Origin of the sequence: Flammeovirga sp. EKP202 (assembly GCF_014534745.1) — a bacterium.
Lineage (GTDB): Bacteria > Bacteroidota > Bacteroidia > Cytophagales > Flammeovirgaceae > Flammeovirga.
Genome location: NZ_JACVVP010000002.1, coordinates 22938 through 42130 on the forward strand (window position 1 = coordinate 22938; position 19193 = coordinate 42130).

The following is a 19193-nucleotide window of genomic DNA, read 5'->3' on the forward strand; positions in this document are numbered from 1 at the left end:
TTATAAGATAATTGACATTTATTGAAAGATAAGAGTAATTTGATGTTTCAATTCAGCAACAAGAAGTATGGACCAAAGGATCACCAAAAAATTCTTATTTGAGACGTTTGCACTACAGCCTAACGATATTTTTCATCTTGCGCGTACAAGTATTGATCATCATGAGGACCTGATTATGCACTACCACGATTACTATGAGTTTTTTGTAATATCCGAAGGTGAAGGGATTCATATCATCAACAACGAGGAGTTTCCGATCCAAAAAGGAACGGCTTATTTTATACGTCCGAGCGATGTACATACTTTTAAGAAAACCTCAAAAGAGGAATTGGTCATTAATAATTTAGCCATTAAAGCTCATTGTATTCCCCACTATCAGCAACGCTATTTTGAGGCTCCTGAACAGTTTTTTTGGAACGATACTCCACTTCCCTTTTCTTATAATTTCAACGAAAGTCAGCTTCAAACCTTATTGGGGCATTTGGAACAGATGAGCATCAGTGAAAATTCACTGCTCACCTTAGACCTCTTACTGCTCCACCTCTTTGCATTATTACAAAAGAGAGCCTACCAGAATGGTCAACTTCCACCTTGGCTCAACTATACCCTTCAAGAATTTCGCTCTCCTTATTATCTCAAAATGGGAATTGATGGTTTTATTCAGCTCTCTCAGCGTTCTGGCGACTACATCAATAGAGTAATCAAAAAGGCTTTCAAAAAAACGCTTACTGAGCTTATCTTAGAGGAACGCCTGAACTTTGCGGCACATCAGCTTGCCATGACCAACGCCCCCATCAAAAGTATTTATACTAATGCAGGCTTTGAAAACCATAGTTATTTTTTCCGTGTGTTTAAAAAGAAGTTTGGGGTAACGCCTTTGCAGTATAGAAATAAGAATCACAAAGTAGTTTGATGAATAGATATTCCTACATGTCTTTCATATTCTACTTTCAATCTTTCTTCTGCTTCATTTTTTCAACTGCTCTTGAACTCCACTAGCGCGAATGTTAAGCGATAGCGGCATTCGTGTTTGTAAGATCAATAGAAATCTCCTGATTTCTAACTACCACAACTATGCTATTGGCTCCTTTTATATCGCAAGTGTTAAGCCGATAGGCGTCACTTGTGATGATACATTGGCGAAGTCTCCCGACTTCGAAATGAATGAAAACGTAGCATTTATATTCGAAGTCGGGAGACAATAAGTAGTTCCAAGTGACGCTAACGCTTAACACTTGAAATATGGTGATAATTGAGCTTTTACCAATCTCTAGTAGCGATCAACTCTTCAATATCTGCTTCAAATCCGTAAGCTTGAGCAATGGTCTCAAAATTTTCTGCTAAACACTCCCTTGCCACCGTTTCAATTTCACTGTTATTTTCATCGAATTCACCCTCCAAATCATTTATTTTATTGGTCGATAAATGAGTGAGTTGATATAACTCTTCGAGCGTAGTGGGTTGCTGTTCCTCGATATCTTTACAAAGTGTTAACAGAATATTCTTACACTTGTCTACTAAAAATTTAGGGAAGTAGGAATCATTGTACATACAGTCTAAAAATGCATATTCCTTTAATGTTGGGTTGGTTAAATCTGTTTGCTTAATCATTTTTTTTATTTGTTTATTTGAGTTCGAAGATGCACAAGAAGTGAGTCCGATACACAGAAAAATAACAATAGTTTCCTCATTTTAATCTCTTTTCTAACTACTTCACTGCAGACTGATGGAATTAAAGTTGAAGCTACTGTTGATATTTGATTTTAAGGTATATCATAATGCAAATCATTTTCATCATGCGTGAAAAAGTAAGCATAGTTTGAACGTAACTCCTCCCAACCTTCTTTGGTTTTATACTTTTCATTGATAACATCCTCCCAAGCTATTCTCATTTGTCTAGCACATAACAAAGGCGGAACTTGCCCTACGCCTGTTCCAAGTCCTGGAATAGCCACTGAAGAAATTTTCTCTTTTAAAGGTGTTCCATCTTCAAATTTTCCATATTGAAGTAAAGTCAAGATCGCTTTAGTTGCTAGATAAATATTGGGAGAACGTAATATCGTCATTGGGGTTCTCATAGTAGGTGCTGAAATCAAATAAGGAAATTGCTTATTCTCTGTTTCCACAATCGTGGCTTGCCCTACTAATAATTCACCAAAATAGTCCTCTCGTAATTTTTGCTGAAGTTTTTTTTCGATGTGCCAACCTAATGTTTTGGAAATTGCAAAGTCTATTCCGCCATTCATAAAACCAAAACTATTTGCTGGACTGACAATCACATCACATGATAGATCAAAAATAGATTGATTTTTAACTTCTACATTTTCAACTCCTTCAAAAACTTTATGCCATGCTTCAGTCAATTTAGGATTGATGTCTACTAAATAAAATTTCATATTGCTTATTTTCTACTCTTTGATTTCTTTTCTTAATCGACTGATTGTAACAGGGGAAACACCCAAATAGGAGGCTATGGCCTTTAATGGTACTCTTGATCTGACGTTGGGTTTATGCTTGATCAGTTCTTGGTACCTTTCTTTGGCGGTTCTGGACTTGTATTCGTCCATTTCTTTGATGGTTGTGGCAAAATTGTGCTCAATAAAACTCCTTCCCCAGTTGGCCCAATCGGTATGGTTTTGATACAATGCTTTGACGTGACTGATTTTTACTCTGTAAAACTGACTGTCTTCAAGAAGTTCAATGGTCTCTGGTAAATAGGCCACGTCAATATAAGCACTGATGGAAAAACAAATATCACTTTCAAAACCAAACCACACGACTTTTTTATTGCCCTTTTCATCAATATAGGAAGTGGCTACGGCTCCTTTTTCTATAAAAAACATGTACGGTGATTTTTCCAACTCCTGTATAAGTACATCTCCTTTTTTCAGACGGAATGCTTCCATTTCATTGACGATAAGTGCTTTGTTTTCGTCTGATAATGAATAATACTTCTCAAGTACTGACAATACATTTCTCATAAAACAAAAAATTTTGAAAATGACTTTACAAATGTAAAGTAGTATGCCAATAGTATAAAATATATTTGTGGTTATGGAAATAAGAGAAAAAAACGAGAACGTGAAGACTATTGCCTTCTTTGATATTGATGGTACATTAAGGACAGTAGTAGACCCTTGGATGTTGCTGCACAATCACCTTGGAACTGGTGAACAAGGTGGGAAGTATTATGAGGCATGGAGGGAGCATAAAATATCTTATACCGAAATGACAGAGTTGGACGCTGCACTTTGGAAAGGTGTCGCACTGGATAAAATGACAGCTATTTTACAGTCTAATCCGATACGTAAGGGAGCCAAAGCATTGGTGCATTGGTTAAAAAAACAAGGGATTCCTTGTATTGGGATCAGTACGGGGATGTCCTTTTTGAATGCCATCACTGCCAAAGAACTTGGGCTAGATGAAGTCATATCCAATGAAATCCTATTTGAAGATGACGTCTGCACTGGTGAAGTTTTGATCCATGTAGAAGAAGATTCAAAGGCTCAGGTAGTACAATCCGTTTTGAAACGCTACGCTACCCCATTTGACAATATCATCTCTTTCGGAGATGGACCTGCGGATATTGCAATGTTCAAATTGTCAACGTTCTCTGTAGCCACTTTTCCACGTACCGAAGAAGTCAGCAATCATGCTGACCTGACTATTGACAAGGAACCGATTGATCTGCTTATTGAGCACCTTGAGCATTTGGTGTAGTCGCTTTTATAAAAAAGCTTCTCTTTCAGGGTGTGGGGCTGGGAGAGGAGTTTTGGCTATGTACAATATAGTGTCCCACAGAGCATTGCGTGCTGATCGCTTTTTTAGAAGATCGAAAGATTCTCTCTGTTTTCATGAACCTCAATCATCTTATCAATCTTACCTAATTGACTGGTTAATATATTATTGTCTTTCTGATTTAAAAATTCTATTTGGCTCTGAATCATAAACAAAGCACTTGAAAAAATATTCTTTTCTTTTAGTTCATTCAGATAATTATCAAGATCTATTTTTAAGCTTTTGTCAACATCTTTCAACTTGTAAATTGCGAGTGTAAGTCTAAAAATCACCTTTTTATAAAGTTCCTTTTCTTTTTTGATATCAATCTTTAGTATGAAGTTCTTTATTAACTCTTTCACTCTTTCAGTTGACATATCATAAATGCTTAAGAGAAGATTTTGAGAAACCTCAATTTTACTAGAGATATTATAACCCTTGATTTCACCAATTAATCTATCAACCATTGAGTAATTATCAAAAATCACTTCTTTTTCACAAGCGTATATATAAAGATTATTTAACTCATTAGTTGTGATTGCCCTGTACTCATGTCCATTAGTTTTTTTTTGTAATGAGACGTTTGATCAAATTTTCTATCATTTCTAGAAGGATCGTAGGATCTATTTCAGATTTGTACAAATTGTACTGGATTCCAAGAAATAGGTTAATTGACTTGAAAATAGAAAACGTATTATTACCTTCTGCTATTATTTTTGCAATTATTTTAACAATTGCTTTAAACTGTTTTTTTGAATGTTTAGCAACCGATAAAATCAGAAGTGTATTCTGGATATATCCATCATATTTGTTAAAAATCTCTTGAGAAGATAGGAAGAGTTTAACAATATTCCTAAAAACATTATTAACTAGCCATTCTCTCTCCTTTTTCGTAATTCTAAACTTTCCAGATCTATCCGATCCATTATAAAAATCATTAAAAATGACTTTTAAGTCCTTAAACTCGATGTATTTAATACAAGCGAATAATTCAGTTTTTGTCAATATAACCTCAGGCTGCTGAACTTGACGGTGAAGTGAAATCACAACAAAATGGCGGTTGATACTTTTAAAAGCAGAAATACTCTCAACCATAATTGTGTTGCGAAGTACAAAATCTATCAGATTGTTATGCCTCGAAGCATACTTTTTGACCTCACTTCCAAAAACCATCCCCCCTGACTCAATTGTTCTTTTTGAATCCTCTGTTTTCTTTAAATCCTCTGCGATCCTATATGCATAACTTATGATTGAAGATTCATCTACAAAATTGTAAATTGGTTCAATAGCTACTCTTAGTTCTTGAGGAAGGTTGTAAAACCTTTCTTTAAGATTGTACTCTTCAACTTCCCTATACTTTTCTCGCATTTCCTTTTTACCAAAAAAATACTTAAGTTTCCAAAGTAAAGAATTTCTGTTGTACATGGCGACAAATAGCAACGGATAAATTCTTTGTTTGAGACAAAGTGAAATAGCTTCCTCAACGACATAGAATGATTCTTCCAACTGCCCGATTTGCTGTAAATTAAAAGAGTACTCAATAAGGTCAATGACATCATTATTTGATGTATTGAGGTTCGAATAGTCAAAATTCAAATGCTTTTCTTTGCGATCTGAGTTTGGTTTTGCTAAATATTTTGAGAATTCAATATACCATTCTCGATAAGGGGCTTTTTCTTCTTTTCTTAGAACGATTCCTTTTACATTGCCTTTGGATAGTATTTTGAAGATATCGATTAACCTAGCAGACGGCTTTTTTTCTTTCTCATCAATTAATTGGAGAATCGATATGAAATTTTGATAAATATTCCTTCTTGTTTGATCATAATCACCCGTTAATTCACCTTTATAGAACTTTAGAATGGGTTGTTCATCCTCATCAAACAAAAATCCACAATTTGAAAATGCTGTCTGAATTTGATCAAGAAGAAGCCCTTCTAAAGAATTTAAAATTTTCAGTTTGTTTAGAATGAAGTCTAATGTTAAGGATTCCGATTTTACTACACTCCTTTCATTATGGTTTTTGATCCTATCCAGAAATGAGTAAGTCTTACATGAGTAATCACTAGCAAATTTTATTAAAGATATCGGCTCATTTGCAATATTTAAAGAAGTGACGCCATGGTTTTCTAAATATTTCTTAGAGGTGTCATTTTGATGGAATGTGGTAAGGTACATAGGTGGTCGAACCTCAGAATGTTTTTGTATCCACTGTAAAATTTGCTTTAGGTTAAAATCATTGTAGGAATAACCGATGAAAAGAATGGTATGCGTTGATAGAATACTTTTTAGGTAATTCTCAAGTAAAGGAAAGTTAAGCTGGTAGTTGATGTAGTCATCTTCCTTAAACACAATGTTGTTATTAGTGAAATCACCATGCATTTTAATGACTTTATTCTGCAGTGATGACCTAATAAGGTCAGTATCTGAACTAATCGTATCATATATAAATGCATTTTCTTCAATTGTTCTCTCAAGTATATTGTCCCAATTAGTTGTTACGATTACATGAGGATTAATTCTGAAAATCAGCTTGTGTAATTCTGATGGCTTAATATAATCAGGAAAGTATTCTTTTAATTTTTTGTTGTAAATGAATTCACCAAATTCTAAATAATAGAGCTGTGCAATCTTCAAAAAGTCAAACTCATCTTGAATATCAAGTTCTATTTTTAAGTCCTTGATCAGGTCGGACCAATCTGGAAGCTTAAAAGATTCTGTCTCTGATGATTTTGAAATTCCAGCTCCTACAAATATTGCAAGGCTGTTATTATTTTTAGCATTGATGATATTCTGAATGTGCTTGTTATCTATGTTCATGATTTAGTTACGAATAATGACCTATAACAGCTCGTATACCTGCAGGTATGCAGCTGTTTTATTTGAACTTTTCAATAATTCTATTGTAATTGGTTTGTATCCATTCCCACACTTCTTTATTTTTACTAAACTTCTTCTTTGCAAATTCATAAATCGTAATGAAACCTTTTTTATGATCCGGTGATTCAAAATGTTTATTTATACAATAAGCTGGTAATTCAAATGTTTTGGTTTCATTCGCATTTAACTCTATTTTCCATGCATTTGTAATAGCTAAATTTTGAGAAGGTTTTTCTACAAATTCATATTTTTCATTTTCAAATATTTGTCCTTCAGGAAGGAATGCCTTAATTTTTTCATCTGTTTGATTTGTCAATTCTATTTTTACATAATATCTTGTTCCATCAACTTTAGTACCTCCTGAGTAAGTTTCAAAATAAATATTGTCAATTTTAATTTCATCTTTCTCGACTTTTTCTATTAAGCTCTTTTGATCATCAATCACTTTAAATCCCAACAATTCAGGTGTAAGTATAAAAGGTTCGCCAAATTGCTTACTTGATTCTATTATTGCATTTTTTCCACCTATTTTCCTATCTAAATATTCCTGATCTTGGATTTTCTTTAATTCAGGATTAGTTGATAAAAGAAGCTTTAATGATTCTTCATAATATTCTTTGGGATTGTCTAATGATATATTTTCAAACTTTCTAGCCGTGAAGTTATTTTTTGCGTTTAATACTTCTTTGGCAAACTTTATCAATCTATATTTCTTATTAATGGGTTCAACATATTCACTTGATGACCAAGTAAGGCACCCTCCATGGAATTGTTTGCAAACAGATACCATTTCATCTAATTCTGCATGTTCTGGTCCTGGCATTGTATCAATCAATTCAAAATAATCATTAGCTTCTTCTTCACTAAGATCATCTTCAAAAAATTGGGAGAAAATTTTTTTCCCATATTTTTTATGCCAATGATAAACTTTGGAATAGGATTCTTGAACCTTTCGAATCAATATATCATTAGCAACCTGGATATTGTTCGTGATTTTATCTCTTCCTATATTATCTCCTTTACCTGAATGACTTTGATTTAATCTGTCCATAAAATTGCTTATTAGCTTTTTGACGAAAAAGAACAACTCATATTTCAATTTTATTTATTTACAATTTTATCTCTTCCTATATTATCTCCTTTACCTGAATGTCTTTGTTTGGTTATTTTTTTGTTAGGGGGATTTTTTTTTTCTCCTTGACTTTTATTTTTGTTAGCAACTAAATAACTAATCAATGTGAATATTGCTCCCCCTAGTGCTGCAATAGGCTCTCCAATTATCTTGAAATGCCAGAGAATTATTAATATAACTGTAACAATACTGCCTAAGATTAAAATTTGATTAGGTTTCATATATCGATTTTTATTTTTCTAATGGGTTAAAAAATTCTTCTAGAATTTTAAGGGTTAATATTGTCTTCTGTTTGCCATTTTTAAAAATTTCCACTAATTTTTCAGGGCTATTCTCTGTTTTTAATTCCGTATAACACACTGTAATACCGTTACTTATATTAGCGTATAATAATTCATCGATCTCAATTTCAGTTCCCTCCTTAATACTCATATCACTAAAGGGATCCTTAAAACCTTTAGTACAAATAAAGTTTTTAGATGAAATTCCTAATTCAGATAAACTCATTTTTGTGTCTTCAAATTCTCCTAAGAAGGTTAATTCCGAATCTTTTATTGTTTCATTTAATAAGCCACTAAAAGTTTCCAATTCGATTAGTTGTTTACGCAAATTATACATCTGTTCAACAGTTAAATCTTTACACGAGTTAAGTGAATTAATTGTATTATAAACCTCTTTGAATACTTTTTCTCTACTCATTAGTGAATTTAATGCTTGAGTAAATGTAGTACGAGTATTCGTATCGTTTAATTTGTCACAGAATTCTTTTGTAGTCATTTTTGTATTTCAAATTTATGTTACTAGTAATTGTAAGTAACGAATCGGTGTTAAATTTTTTATTGAATTTAGCTTCCTATTCTGCACATGTAGACTGAAGGGAAAATGTGGAGGAACAGGAGCCTTGGTTCCGATCCGTTCGGATGAAGCCCGACCGGTCTGGCTAAATGCAGTAACCCAGCATAGGGGCTATTGACATTTTAGACTTTGTTCGTTTCTCGTCTTCTTTTTATAATTCCATTTGTTTCTTTATTAATTCCGTTACCAAATCCATTCCAACATCCTTTGCTGTATCAAACACCCATTTTCCTGCACCTTTTAAGTGTTTTACAACCTTGTTCCCGTCTTTATCTTTTGAAGCTAATTCCGCTTCTGCTACTTCACCAATAGCCTTAAACTCTTCTGGCGATTTTGCTTTCATCGCTAAGTTTTCTCTTAATTGACCTAATTGACCATGAAGTTTATTAAAGTCTAAATCTTCTGGTATATTATAGTTCATTTGTTGGAAACTATTGTTTGTAGAAATAGCATTTGAGCCAACAGCACCAATCTGTGAATTTTTGAATACGTTTTTGTCACCCATGATTAATTCGTTTATTTGATAATGAAATATTTCTTTAAAATAGTGTAATTTGTCCAATGGTATTTTTCCATTAGCAATTTGTTTAATTGGAAATTCAACATCCCCGAAATGATTAAATTCTTCATCAAAATCTCCTAAAATTATAGGATTTTTTTCTTCTGAATATCTCTCAGCATAGTCATGTAACCAAGAAACAGCTCCTCTTAATTCACTATTATTATTAGTCGGATTAAAAGAGCAAAATGAATATGAAAATGAATTATTTCGTATAAATTCATCCTTTTTTGCATAAGTTATTGCGACACTAACAACTGCATTCGCTGGACTTTTAAAGTCAGCAACGCCTAATTCTAATACTTCTAAATAATATTTAGGAATTGTCCTGTAATGCTGATAATTGTTTTTTATTGGAGAAAACTCTTCCGGTAAAATCATTAATCTCGCCGTAATATCTACCTCTGGTACTTTTCCTTTTCTTAATTCTTCTACAACTTTTGCATAATGTTCTTTTCTAAGTGATGTGGTAATTCCTTCATGGCTTACACCACTTGAAGTGGCACAAAGAATATAGAACAAATCATTATTAATTGTTTTAGGTGCAACTCTTAACGAACCAAATCCCCCTTGAATCATACTTCTTTTTTCACTAGGTCTTAGTTCAATTACTTTTTTATTCTTTACATGTCTTGTGGGAAAACGTATCATCTCTTCATCTTCTCTTTTTCTTTCCCTCCACCTTCTATTACTACTCATAGCAAATTCTCTTTTTTGTTTAGCTTGTCTCGTGTGAAAAAGTCCAGGAGAAGAGGGTACCCACTCTAATAATTTATAATTTGGTAATTTTATTATTTGTCCTGCGTATAAATCATTTTCCATAGCTGCAATCCAAAATTCTTCACTATTCGAAAATATTTTGTCAGGTTCATTTAATTCTTTTACTTCTAAACTTTTATTCAAAAGAGCAACATCCAAATAATCTTTTAGTGATGAGATTATTTCATCTGAATCGATGATTCTGTTTTGTTTACCTCTAAATTTTAATGATTTATCCATTTAGTATATTTTATTAGACGGAAGCAAACGGTTAGTATAAAGAGCGATTAATGCCCTTTATACAGTGTTAGCACATGTTTTTAATTCATTTGATCTAGCTGATTTTGTAGCGAGTCTCTTCTGCTGGAAATATCTTCAATTGTAAGTGTTGGTGGTGTTTGATTAATGTCGTAATTGGTGACATAAGTTGAATAGGTGATAAATGAAGATTTTGATTTTATTTCACCACCAGCATCAACACCTCCGCTAATGGAAGCCCCTAAGCTTGCTTGGCTTTTTGCCTCTAATTTACCTCCACCGTTAAAGCTTGATTTACCTTGATTGGATGAAAAGATAACTTGGAAATTCTTATGCAGGTAAATTTCAGTTGAATCATTTTTGTCAGAAACTTTTTCTAGTATCGCATTCAGGTTAGCTATTCTTGTACTAAGAGTTTGTTTATCATTTTTCTTAAATAGTACTTCTCCAGAGTAAGCTTCCCAAAGAGGGGAGTACATAACTCCTCCAAGAACAAATAAAGATTTGTCACTTCTGGCAGCCGCTTCAGCGGAGGCCTTCATTGAAGATTGATTGAAACTTGCAGAGGCCTTTACTGCCGTTGAAATATAACCAGAGCAGTCCATTGTATATAAGAAGTTTGGATAAGTGCCATAGTCTTCTTCTATATAAGTCATTGGTTCAAACTCAGGTTTGGTAACTGCATTGTTTACAAAGATCAGGTTAGATTTTTCACCGTTTTCTTTCTGAAATTGAATACTGTGGGCCAAGACGTTTATACCCGCACTATAATTTAGCATTTCTGCTGTATCGTTGTAGTATAAATTATTGAGTACAACTCTTGGAATAAACCCTTTTTTCTTATTCTTTGGTTTAATCTTATTAATTTGTCTCTTGAGCTTTCCTGTGCAGCCACAATCAAAATTATCTGGATTAAATAAAGTTTGAAACTCTGAATACAAGTTTACTTCCTTTCCTAACGCTTTTGCTTCTGTGATATTTAAGTCATTTTTAACGCCAATTATTTCGTTACTTAAAAGTTGATTGAATTCTTTGATGAACCGAGAATTTGATTCTTCTATTGGATGTACAGCTTCTGTTTCTATAAATTCTGGTTCTTGTTCTGTGCAAGAGGAAAAAATAGCTAGGATTGAAATATAAAATAATCTTTTTAATGACATGGTTTTTATTTAGTTAATATTTACTAACATTCGATAAACACCAAGTTCACTTTATTTCAATAATGTGACAGTGGCATATATTCATTATAAAAATAACTCTTACTCCAATACACCAAGTCTTTAGCTAAATTTTCAAAGTAAGTTTGCTTGCTGTTTTAGTTTTATTGTAAGAGATGCTTGAAGTTAAAAAATTATTCAATAACAAGAAACAAAACGAACTAAAATTTGTATTTCGTTTCAATTCGTGAGCAAATGCAATTTTATTTTTAAAAAGTAAGAAATATTGAGCTTAGACTAGTTTTTGGAAAGTTTGGGCATAAAAAAATCCCTAATGGAGGGATGAGGTTTGAAGTAAGAAGGAAGAGGTCGAAGTAGTAAGGTAAAAAAGAGAGGGAAGAGTGAGGACTAGACACACTTCTTCTGTGCCAATACGGTGATCGGGTTTTTCCAGAGGGTAAATGGCTTTTTGTCTTTGATCAGTTCACGCATCCAATAGTATTTTGGACCGGGTTGGAGTTGCAGTGTTCTTTGGAGGCGGAAATGTTCCATCCAAAGGTCGTAATATTCCCAATCATCTTTGTGGTGGTAATACTTTTTACCAATTCTGTAAACGTACCATTTTTTGAGATAAACTGCATCGTAGTCTTTGCCTTTTAGCTTGAGATCATAGTATTGATCCGAATACCAATAAATGTATTTCCTTTCTGCGTAGAGTTCGTACTTGTTTTTTCGGAGAGGACGGGGTTTAAAAGGATTCTTCTTTTTGGAACCTGCCATTTTTTTTCGAGCAAGGTACAACTTATGAGCATACTCTGCATTGTATTTTTTGGTTACAGGGTGCGTATTGCGTTTGAGTTCACGGTAGATGGTGGAAGGTGATACTTCCAACCCCTCCGCAATTTCCGCAACGGTAAACCACTTGTCTTCGATCAAGCTTTGGATAACTTTTCTATGGTAGAGTTGAAGGTTTTTCATAGTACTTTTATATAAAACAGAAAGAAATTTCAAGTCCCTTATGGACCAAAATCTGCAGGACTTATTAAAGATAGGTCGCTTGAAACTTCCTTCTGTTTGTATTAAGAGAAATAGAGGTTGAGAACATCACGGTTCAATCTATTATGATAAAAGGTCAATACAACATTTTGGTGTTGTTGACATCAAGACCTTCTATCCATATACTCTGATTGATGATGTACCTCTTTCCTTTTTTAAGCAATTGCCGTTTCAGGTAGTAAATCAAAAGAATTTACAGACCACCCTTTCAATTGAGCATAGTCTACAACTATTTTAACAGCTTCTCTTAGTTCTTTTTTAAAAGCGAACTCCACTTCAGTTTCAAACTTGTTTTTAATAAATCCGAAGCCACACTTTGCTTCGTAGCGTTTACGCAGTTCTCTTTCTTTGACATACGCCTTGTCTCTTGCCAATTGTGTATCTTCTTTCAGTGGGCCATCAGACATACTGCCCAGTAGTTCATCCAAGCTCAAAATTTCACTTTGGACTTTGGTCAATTCATTAAGTAGCACTTGTCGTGTTGTTTCACCTTGATCAGTCTGATACTCTCCTTTGGTATATTCCATCTGCAATTTTTTATGCATCTGATGGATCTCATTAATAAAATATTGTGCCTCTTCTTGAGAACTTACGAAGACTGATACGTTCTGACCGTTAAGTGTATCGTTAAAATTAATAGTTTGCATGATCGTTTTATATAGAAATGTAGCAGATTTTGGATGTATAAATTTTGCAAAATATTCATCTGATTTTCACAATCTAAACCTCATAAAATTTCATTTTCTTAAATGATAAATAATTTTTATTGGGATAGTACTAAGAGAAACGACACTAATCACAGATCATTTGTGAGAAAATTTATGTACTCGATGGTTAGATGCATGGAGCATTTTGTAGACCCACGATTAAAATCATGGGCTGGTAATACTAACTTCAACAACACTAAAGTGATGTTTTCGCTCTGAAAAAACCTTCAAGATTTTAATCTTGATCAGGTTGAATTATCACCTGCCCATAGTTTTAACTATGGTGCACGATGCAATTGATAAAAATACCTACTTGCATGTAATGTAAACCCATAATTGAAATTATAGGAGAGTTTATTCTGATACCTTTTGTGATAAATCTATAGTGTAATCTAAAGTAGACCCTACATCAACCGTAACAGTATCAACAACTTGATAATATATCGAATCTGATTTTCTTGAATATACATAGGTTAAGGCCATAGGATGATTTCCTCCTACAGGAATTAATTGGGTAGAGCTTGCTTCAGATCCAAAGTTTTTTTGCATTGCAAAGCGAGATGTTTCGTAATTTTCGTCTAGTAAAAGTTTAATACTCAAATGCGATATATCATTTTCCTTTATTTCATCATGATTTGGTAATGTTACATTTAAGTATGCTTTACGAAATGTATTAAAATTCACTTCTCTTTCATCATCCAGAAATAAAAGAGAAAGAGGAATTTTGAAATCATTATCCCCTATTTCTAAGAACTCATCTTTACTTACATCATAATAAATGTTGAATTTTGCATTTGGATTTCTTTCATCATCTCTAAGCTTAAATTTTATATAAAAGTTGCCATCTAGATCTGTAGTAGTCTGAGCTTTTATCCTTTCGACACCACCTCCACCAAATAAATAAGTACTCTCAAATTTTAAGGTTAGATCAACATCTCCAACAGGAAGTGTTCCGTTATCGGTTAGTAATTTACCCCTTATTACTGTACAACCTTCTGTACAATCTTGGCTTATTATGTCGTCTTCATGTTGTATTCCACAACTCATCATTGCGAATAGTAAAAATGAACAATAGAAAAGTATGCTTCTCATAATATTTTAGTTTAGCAAAAGTAATAGATTGATAATTTTATAGAACCCTAAATATTCTATCACAATATTTAGGCTTTATTTACAGATAGACAAATATAAAATAAAAAGTATCATTTTGAATTAACACTCAATATATTACTACTTTAAAGTACATATTTCAATCCATAAAATTTATTTGCAGGAGCTATTTCTAATGCCGTGCAACGGTTTATATATGTAAAAAAAATTTTATATCAAACAAAATCTCAAGATAAGTTACCTTAAGGTTTTGTCTGATTTTCATACCTCCTTTGCTAGGCAGGTACAACTCAATCATTAGATAAAAAGGAGAACAACACAAAAGCCCACGACTTAAAATACCGTGGGCCGATGATACTTGGTGTAATTAATTTTATTATTGTTCAAGATTTTCAAAAGCATCAATCACATCCAACAACACGCCTGCTGAACCTCTGAACATGCCTGATCCGTTAGGTTTGTTGTCTTTGGTGTACCATTCGAAGAAGCCCTTGTTTTTGATGACTCTGTCGAACATAGGTTGTGCTTGTTCCCATGCTTCTTGTTCAAATCCATTGTCGATTAAAGCTGTAATCATTCTTGCTCCAAACCAAGTCCAGTCACCACCATTTTGATAGCCATAAGGATGCATTCCTTCGTTTTTGAAAGTACCTTCTGGGTAAACAGGATATAAGGTCAAACCGATAGAAGGTGCTCCTGATTCCTTTACATTTTGAATCATTTTATCCAACTGTGTTTTGATTTGTGCTTTTTTCAAGAAACCCGCTTGAATGGCCACTGCTGTTCCTCCATGATAAAACACTTCATCTTCATCAAAGTCAGCTGGGAACGGTGAATCCGTAATGTAAAGATGTGGACGATATTTCTGACGTTTTTCATCCCATAAATGCTTTGCTACATTGGCCGTGATGTCTTTTCTGACTTTCATCCACTTTGCTTGATCAATCTTGTCTCCTCCCATTTCAATCAGATTATTTAATGCGATGACGAACATGGCATTGTCATAAATATCAATGGTCAAATGAGAGTTTTCATCTAATGCTACACCCCAATCGTGTTCGGGCTGTACGTCTCCCCAATCGGCGGTAGTGGCTCCCCAAAGTAATTGGTAATCTTCATCAAAACGTTCGTTTAATAAAAACTGCATGGAAGCTTCCAAGCGTTGAGCTACGGTTTTTCCTACTACTACCTCCTCTAAAATGGAGACATCGCCAGTGGCTTTGATGTAGTTGTAAACCGTTTGAACTAAGGATGTTTCCTGGTCTGTTTCTACTGTGTTTTTGTGATAGGCTAAAGTCGGTTTGTGGACACTTTGGGTATAGTAATTCGAATTAAATTCTCCTTGAATGGTCACAAATCCATCTGCTATATTTCCGTCTTCTTCTTGAATGTAGAAGAAGTTCAATATATTTTCTTTGATCAATTGATGATCTACAACTTTGGCAGACTGGGCTACGAAAGTATTGAAATCTCTAATCCATACTTCTGCATAACCGTCTCCTGCATTGAAACCTGACTTCATCAGATTCAACCCCATTTTCTTGATCTCGGGCAATTGCTGATCGCTGGCAATTTGATCGGATAATGTTTCTTGATTTTGTGGGCTTGAGCATCCTATGGCTAAGGAAGCTAGACCGATTAGTAAATAATTCTTCATTCTTTTGTACTGTTGTGGTTGTTTGTGTTGTTGTTTTTATCGTATGGTTTGTGTTGTGGTTCTTGTCGGGTAGACATCTTCCTAATCGGGTAGACACATAGGTCTACCCCTACGGGGTCCACATGTTTTCGATTTCCTCTAGGGATTTTCCTTTGGTCTCAGGAATGTTTTTGATGATGAAAATGACGCATGGTATGCAAATCAACCCGAACAGTAGAAATGTCAATGTAGCTCCTCCACTTTCTAATAGTACCGGGAATACTTGCCCGACTACGGCATTGGCTCCCCAAAGAATTAGGGTACTGATGGACATGGCTTTGGCTCTGTATTTTGTAGGAAATACTTCTGCCGCCACTACAAATTGTACGGGGCCTAAAGAGAAGGCATAACAAGCAATAAATAATAGGATACTGCCTACAATCCATAATCCATTGGTCAAATCCAAGAAGAACAATACGCTTGTGGTCAATAAAGCAATCGTCACGCCGATGGCTCCAAATGTCAGTAATGGTTTTCTACCCCAATGGTCAATTTGCTTTAAAGCTAAGAACGTAAATAGGCAGTTCACAATCCCAATGGTCACTTGTCCGCCTAATGAATCTGAAATACTCAAACCTGCTTCTGCTAAAATCGATGGGCCGTAATAAATAATGGCATTGATTCCACAAAGCTGTGAGAACATCATCAAGAAAATGGCAATGCCCATTGGTTTCTTCAGCCAACCGTTGAAAAGCGTATTCAAGGCTACTTTCTCTTTGTTATTTTCTGGCTTTTCTAAATCAATCACCAATTCCTTAGAAACAGCTCTTGCTTCTTCAATTTGTCCTTTGATCTGCAACCAACGCGGGCTTTTGGGAACGAAGAACATTCCAATCAAAAATACAATGGCCGGAATCAATTCTACAGCAAACATCCCTCTCCAATATTGACTGACCATCAACTCGTGCCACTGCCCATTGAATGAAGTTGTTTTTAAAGCGATATCTTGTACAAGATGATTTGAAAAATAGGCTCCAAGAATCCCTAATGTAATAGTCAACTGGTAAATGGTCACCAATTTTCCTCTGTGCTTTTTGGGGGCAATTTCACTGATATAAAGCGGTGCCACCATGGAAGCAAAACCGATGGCTATTCCTCCCAAAATTCTATAGATCACAAGGGTTTGAAAACTATCAGAAACCGCACACCCAATGGCTGAAAGCAGGAACAATAGGGCAGAAGCAATCAGAATATTTTTTCTCCCAAAACGATCACTACACCAACCCGAAACACTTACTCCTAAGATAGATCCCAATAAGGCTGAACTAACAAACCACCCCGTAAGAGCAGCTGTTAGTTCATATTGAGATTGTACAAAAGGAATAGTCCCCGAAATTACAGCCGTGTCAAAGCCAAAAAGTAGCCCTGCCAATGCTGCAATAATGGTAACGATGATAACTTTTGTATTCATAAGCTTAGCATTCTTCTGATTTCACCCAAGACTTAATCACCTTCACTCTCTCTCCTGATGTGTTCACTAATTTATAAGTACCACTTGCTGCTGGAACTACAAACGTCTCCGCATAGTTCACCTCGAAAGTGTTGTCGTTAGTAATCACCGTAATGCTTTCTCCTTCTACCAAACTCATCACATGGCATTGATTGTTCAACTCCACTTCCATTTCACTATCGAATTCCAAACGGTCCACGGCATAGAAATGCTCTTTGTGTGTTGGTAAATTGATGATTTGATAGTCATCACCTTCTTCCATTACTTTAGGGTGAGAAATTAAATCCTGCTGCACCTTGTCACCTTTACGGTCAAAGTACAAGTTCTCCATTCCTCTTTTGATGTTCATTGGTCTTGGCTTTCCATCTAAATCCAAACGTAACCAATCATACATTTTAAAAGTGAAAATATAAGGCGTAGCACTGATTTCTAATACCATTCCGTTAGTACCCGAACAGTGGATTGTACCATTTGGAATCAAGAATAAATCATGCTTCTTCGCAGGATGCACCTGTACATAATTTTCAATTTGAAGCTCTTTTGCATTCTCAAAACTATCCGTCAATGCCGCTTCAAATTCTTCTGGAACAATATCTTCCTGGAAACCCAAATACACTTTTGCGTCTTCTTTAGCATCCAGCATATAGTACGTTTCATCTTGGGTAAAAGTATGACCAAAATGCTCCTTCATATATTCAGGTCTTGGGTGACATTGTACCGAAAGGTTTCCTCCACCTACGGTGTCTAAGAAATCAAAACGGATAGGGAAATCATACCCGAAACGCTCACTTGCTTCACCCAATACATTTTTATTATTATGGAACATCAAAAAGTCAAAAGAAACTTCCAATAAATTGCCGTTGGCTTCAAACACAATACCGTTTTCAGGAACAATCAATTCAAATGACCATGCATAGTTTGGAACATCTTGTGCCAATCCTCCAATTTTGTCTTTGATCCATTGACCTCCCCAAGCACCTGGCTCAAACCAAGGACGTACTCTGAATGCATTTTTCGACATATCTTCCAATCCCTTACGGAACGTGTCACCATCTGTCCAAGTAATGGCATCACTTCTCTGCTCATCAATGATATAATCGATTTTAGGAAGAATATCTGCTTTTTGGTGATTCAATACGATCCAATCCACAAAGTACATTCTCTTGTACTGTGGTTTTGGTGCAATACTTTCCTTGGCACCTAAGTTGATCACTCCTGCCGCTCTCGAACGGAACTGGATCTCATTTTTAGGAACATCCAAATACGCCAAAGCCGCATTTTCAATATTGATTAAGGAAGCACCACAACCGTAGATCACGGTCAAATAATCTTCTTCAGCTGTAATGGCTTCTAATTTTGATGCATCAAAAAAGTCATTGATTTTTCCTTCATAAAGCTTTCCGAAAATAGGATCATCTCCGCCTAAGAACGGTGCAATCATTGCATCAATTTCTTCCTCTGATTTTAATGCTCCTTCAATATTTACAAAACGGATTTTCGTTAGTCCTTCTGCTTTAAAAGCATCTAACAATTGCGTAGTCACCGCTTCCCAGTTCACCCCTACATATCCATCAAGTAGAATACATGAATGCTGTTGCATTGCTTTTGCCAACGAAGTGTAGCCAATATTGATTTCTCCTTCTTTTATAGCATGAGAAGGGTAAATGTTGTACATCCCTTTTGATGGTTTATCCACCGAGGATGGCATTAGGTATTGTTTTGTGTTTCTAGTCATTTTTATATTGATAATGGAATTATTTTGAATCTGTTTGTTTGTGTTTTCTAAACTGTTTTCAC

19 protein-coding genes are annotated in these 19193 nt (G+C 34.6%); 3 read left to right on the forward strand and 16 right to left on the reverse strand.

Features of this window, described 5'->3' with window-relative positions:
* The first annotated feature begins 67 nt into the window (after window positions 1–67).
* Entirely contained in the window at window positions 68–913 is an 846-nt protein-coding gene (locus tag IC221_RS01225) for a helix-turn-helix domain-containing protein (RefSeq protein ID WP_044213314.1), read from the forward strand.
* Window positions 914–1004: 91 nt separating this feature from the next.
* Window positions 1005–1205 carry a hypothetical protein gene (locus IC221_RS01230; RefSeq protein ID WP_188167233.1) on the forward strand — a complete coding sequence of 67 codons (201 nt, stop codon included), beginning with the start codon at window positions 1005–1007 and terminating at the stop codon, window positions 1203–1205.
* Between the two features lie 55 nt (window positions 1206–1260).
* Here the strand turns inward: IC221_RS01230 and IC221_RS01235 are convergent, their stop codons facing one another.
* From IC221_RS01235 to IC221_RS01245, 3 genes are all read right to left on the reverse strand, one after another.
* On the reverse strand, window positions 1261–1611 hold the full coding sequence (locus tag IC221_RS01235; protein WP_188167234.1) for a DUF5713 family protein: 351 nt from the start codon (window positions 1609–1611) through the stop codon (window positions 1261–1263).
* A gap of 152 nt (window positions 1612–1763) precedes the next feature.
* Window positions 1764–2396: a macro domain-containing protein gene (locus IC221_RS01240; protein WP_188167235.1), complete on the reverse strand. Its 633-nt coding sequence runs from the start codon at window positions 2394–2396 to the stop codon at window positions 1764–1766.
* Window positions 2397–2408: 12 nt separating this feature from the next.
* Window positions 2409–2981: a Crp/Fnr family transcriptional regulator gene (locus tag IC221_RS01245; RefSeq protein ID WP_188167236.1), complete on the reverse strand. Its 573-nt coding sequence runs from the start codon at window positions 2979–2981 to the stop codon at window positions 2409–2411.
* 73 nt (window positions 2982–3054) lie between these two features.
* On the opposite strand from IC221_RS01245, the gene IC221_RS01250 reads away from it, so the two are divergent.
* A complete protein-coding gene (locus tag IC221_RS01250) occupies window positions 3055–3720 on the forward strand; it encodes an HAD family phosphatase (protein ID WP_188167237.1) in 666 nt (221 codons plus the stop codon).
* A gap of 104 nt (window positions 3721–3824) precedes the next feature.
* Here IC221_RS01250 and IC221_RS01255 read toward each other — a convergent pair whose 3' ends face one another.
* The 13 genes from IC221_RS01255 to IC221_RS01315 form a co-directional block, all read right to left on the reverse strand.
* Window positions 3825–4244 (reverse strand): hypothetical protein, encoded by a 420-nt coding sequence (locus IC221_RS01255; RefSeq protein WP_188167238.1) that lies wholly within the window; start codon window positions 4242–4244, stop codon window positions 3825–3827.
* A 91-nt stretch (window positions 4245–4335) separates the two neighbouring features.
* Window positions 4336–6597 carry an SIR2 family protein gene (locus IC221_RS01260; RefSeq protein ID WP_188167239.1) on the reverse strand — a complete coding sequence of 754 codons (2262 nt, stop codon included), beginning with the start codon at window positions 6595–6597 and terminating at the stop codon, window positions 4336–4338.
* A 58-nt stretch (window positions 6598–6655) separates the two neighbouring features.
* A complete protein-coding gene (locus IC221_RS01265; RefSeq protein ID WP_188167240.1) occupies window positions 6656–7708 on the reverse strand; it encodes a hypothetical protein in 1053 nt (350 codons plus the stop codon).
* A 50-nt stretch (window positions 7709–7758) separates the two neighbouring features.
* Window positions 7759–8010, reverse strand: coding sequence for a hypothetical protein (locus IC221_RS01270; RefSeq protein WP_188167241.1), 252 nt, complete (start codon window positions 8008–8010; stop codon window positions 7759–7761).
* A 10-nt stretch (window positions 8011–8020) separates the two neighbouring features.
* Window positions 8021–8566: a hypothetical protein gene (locus IC221_RS01275; RefSeq protein WP_188167242.1), complete on the reverse strand. Its 546-nt coding sequence runs from the start codon at window positions 8564–8566 to the stop codon at window positions 8021–8023.
* A 229-nt stretch (window positions 8567–8795) separates the two neighbouring features.
* Window positions 8796–10202 (reverse strand): hypothetical protein, encoded by a 1407-nt coding sequence (locus IC221_RS01280; RefSeq protein WP_188167243.1) that lies wholly within the window; start codon window positions 10200–10202, stop codon window positions 8796–8798.
* An 80-nt stretch (window positions 10203–10282) separates the two neighbouring features.
* Window positions 10283–11380 (reverse strand): hypothetical protein, encoded by a 1098-nt coding sequence (locus IC221_RS01285; protein WP_188167244.1) that lies wholly within the window; start codon window positions 11378–11380, stop codon window positions 10283–10285.
* A 405-nt stretch (window positions 11381–11785) separates the two neighbouring features.
* Window positions 11786–12355: a helix-turn-helix domain-containing protein gene (locus tag IC221_RS01290; RefSeq protein WP_188167245.1), complete on the reverse strand. Its 570-nt coding sequence runs from the start codon at window positions 12353–12355 to the stop codon at window positions 11786–11788.
* Window positions 12356–12588: 233 nt separating this feature from the next.
* Window positions 12589–13080 carry a hypothetical protein gene (locus IC221_RS01295; RefSeq protein ID WP_188167246.1) on the reverse strand — a complete coding sequence of 164 codons (492 nt, stop codon included), beginning with the start codon at window positions 13078–13080 and terminating at the stop codon, window positions 12589–12591.
* A gap of 414 nt (window positions 13081–13494) precedes the next feature.
* A complete protein-coding gene (locus tag IC221_RS01300) occupies window positions 13495–14232 on the reverse strand; it encodes a hypothetical protein (RefSeq protein WP_188167247.1) in 738 nt (245 codons plus the stop codon).
* A 394-nt stretch (window positions 14233–14626) separates the two neighbouring features.
* A complete protein-coding gene (locus IC221_RS01305; protein ID WP_188167248.1) occupies window positions 14627–15907 on the reverse strand; it encodes a hypothetical protein in 1281 nt (426 codons plus the stop codon).
* 109 nt (window positions 15908–16016) lie between these two features.
* Complete coding sequence (locus tag IC221_RS01310; protein ID WP_188167249.1) at window positions 16017–17357, reverse strand: sugar porter family MFS transporter; 1341 nt, start codon at window positions 17355–17357, stop codon at window positions 16017–16019.
* Between the two features lie 4 nt (window positions 17358–17361).
* Complete coding sequence (locus IC221_RS01315; protein WP_188167250.1) at window positions 17362–19131, reverse strand: class I mannose-6-phosphate isomerase; 1770 nt, start codon at window positions 19129–19131, stop codon at window positions 17362–17364.
* Between the last annotated feature and the right edge of the window lie 62 nt (window positions 19132–19193).

Bases quoted from the DNA above. Each gene is read 5' to 3' on its own strand.
- IC221_RS01245 (WP_188167236.1), bottom strand. From the start codon at position 2,981: ATGAGAAATGTATTGTCAGTACTTGAGAAGTATTATTCATTATCAGAC.
- IC221_RS01300 (WP_188167247.1), bottom strand. From the start codon at position 14,232: ATGAGAAGCATACTTTTCTATTGTTCATTTTTACTATTCGCAATGATG.
- IC221_RS01270 (WP_188167241.1), bottom strand. From the start codon at position 8,010: ATGAAACCTAATCAAATTTTAATCTTAGGCAGTATTGTTACAGTTATA.
- IC221_RS01230 (WP_188167233.1), top strand. From the start codon at position 1,005: ATGTTAAGCGATAGCGGCATTCGTGTTTGTAAGATCAATAGAAATCTC.
- IC221_RS01225 (WP_044213314.1), top strand. From the start codon at position 68: ATGGACCAAAGGATCACCAAAAAATTCTTATTTGAGACGTTTGCACTA.
- IC221_RS01265 (WP_188167240.1), bottom strand. From the start codon at position 7,708: ATGGACAGATTAAATCAAAGTCATTCAGGTAAAGGAGATAATATAGGA.
- IC221_RS01280 (WP_188167243.1), bottom strand. From the start codon at position 10,202: ATGGATAAATCATTAAAATTTAGAGGTAAACAAAACAGAATCATCGAT.
- IC221_RS01290 (WP_188167245.1), bottom strand. From the start codon at position 12,355: ATGAAAAACCTTCAACTCTACCATAGAAAAGTTATCCAAAGCTTGATC.
- IC221_RS01255 (WP_188167238.1), bottom strand. From the start codon at position 4,244: ATGGTTGATAGATTAATTGGTGAAATCAAGGGTTATAATATCTCTAGT.
- IC221_RS01305 (WP_188167248.1), bottom strand. From the start codon at position 15,907: ATGAAGAATTATTTACTAATCGGTCTAGCTTCCTTAGCCATAGGATGC.
- IC221_RS01275 (WP_188167242.1), bottom strand. From the start codon at position 8,566: ATGACTACAAAAGAATTCTGTGACAAATTAAACGATACGAATACTCGT.
- IC221_RS01240 (WP_188167235.1), bottom strand. From the start codon at position 2,396: ATGAAATTTTATTTAGTAGACATCAATCCTAAATTGACTGAAGCATGG.
- IC221_RS01285 (WP_188167244.1), bottom strand. From the start codon at position 11,380: ATGTCATTAAAAAGATTATTTTATATTTCAATCCTAGCTATTTTTTCC.
- IC221_RS01250 (WP_188167237.1), top strand. From the start codon at position 3,055: ATGGAAATAAGAGAAAAAAACGAGAACGTGAAGACTATTGCCTTCTTT.
- IC221_RS01310 (WP_188167249.1), bottom strand. From the start codon at position 17,357: ATGAATACAAAAGTTATCATCGTTACCATTATTGCAGCATTGGCAGGG.
- IC221_RS01235 (WP_188167234.1), bottom strand. From the start codon at position 1,611: ATGATTAAGCAAACAGATTTAACCAACCCAACATTAAAGGAATATGCA.
- IC221_RS01295 (WP_188167246.1), bottom strand. From the start codon at position 13,080: ATGCAAACTATTAATTTTAACGATACACTTAACGGTCAGAACGTATCA.
- IC221_RS01260 (WP_188167239.1), bottom strand. From the start codon at position 6,597: ATGAACATAGATAACAAGCACATTCAGAATATCATCAATGCTAAAAAT.
- IC221_RS01315 (WP_188167250.1), bottom strand. From the start codon at position 19,131: ATGACTAGAAACACAAAACAATACCTAATGCCATCCTCGGTGGATAAA.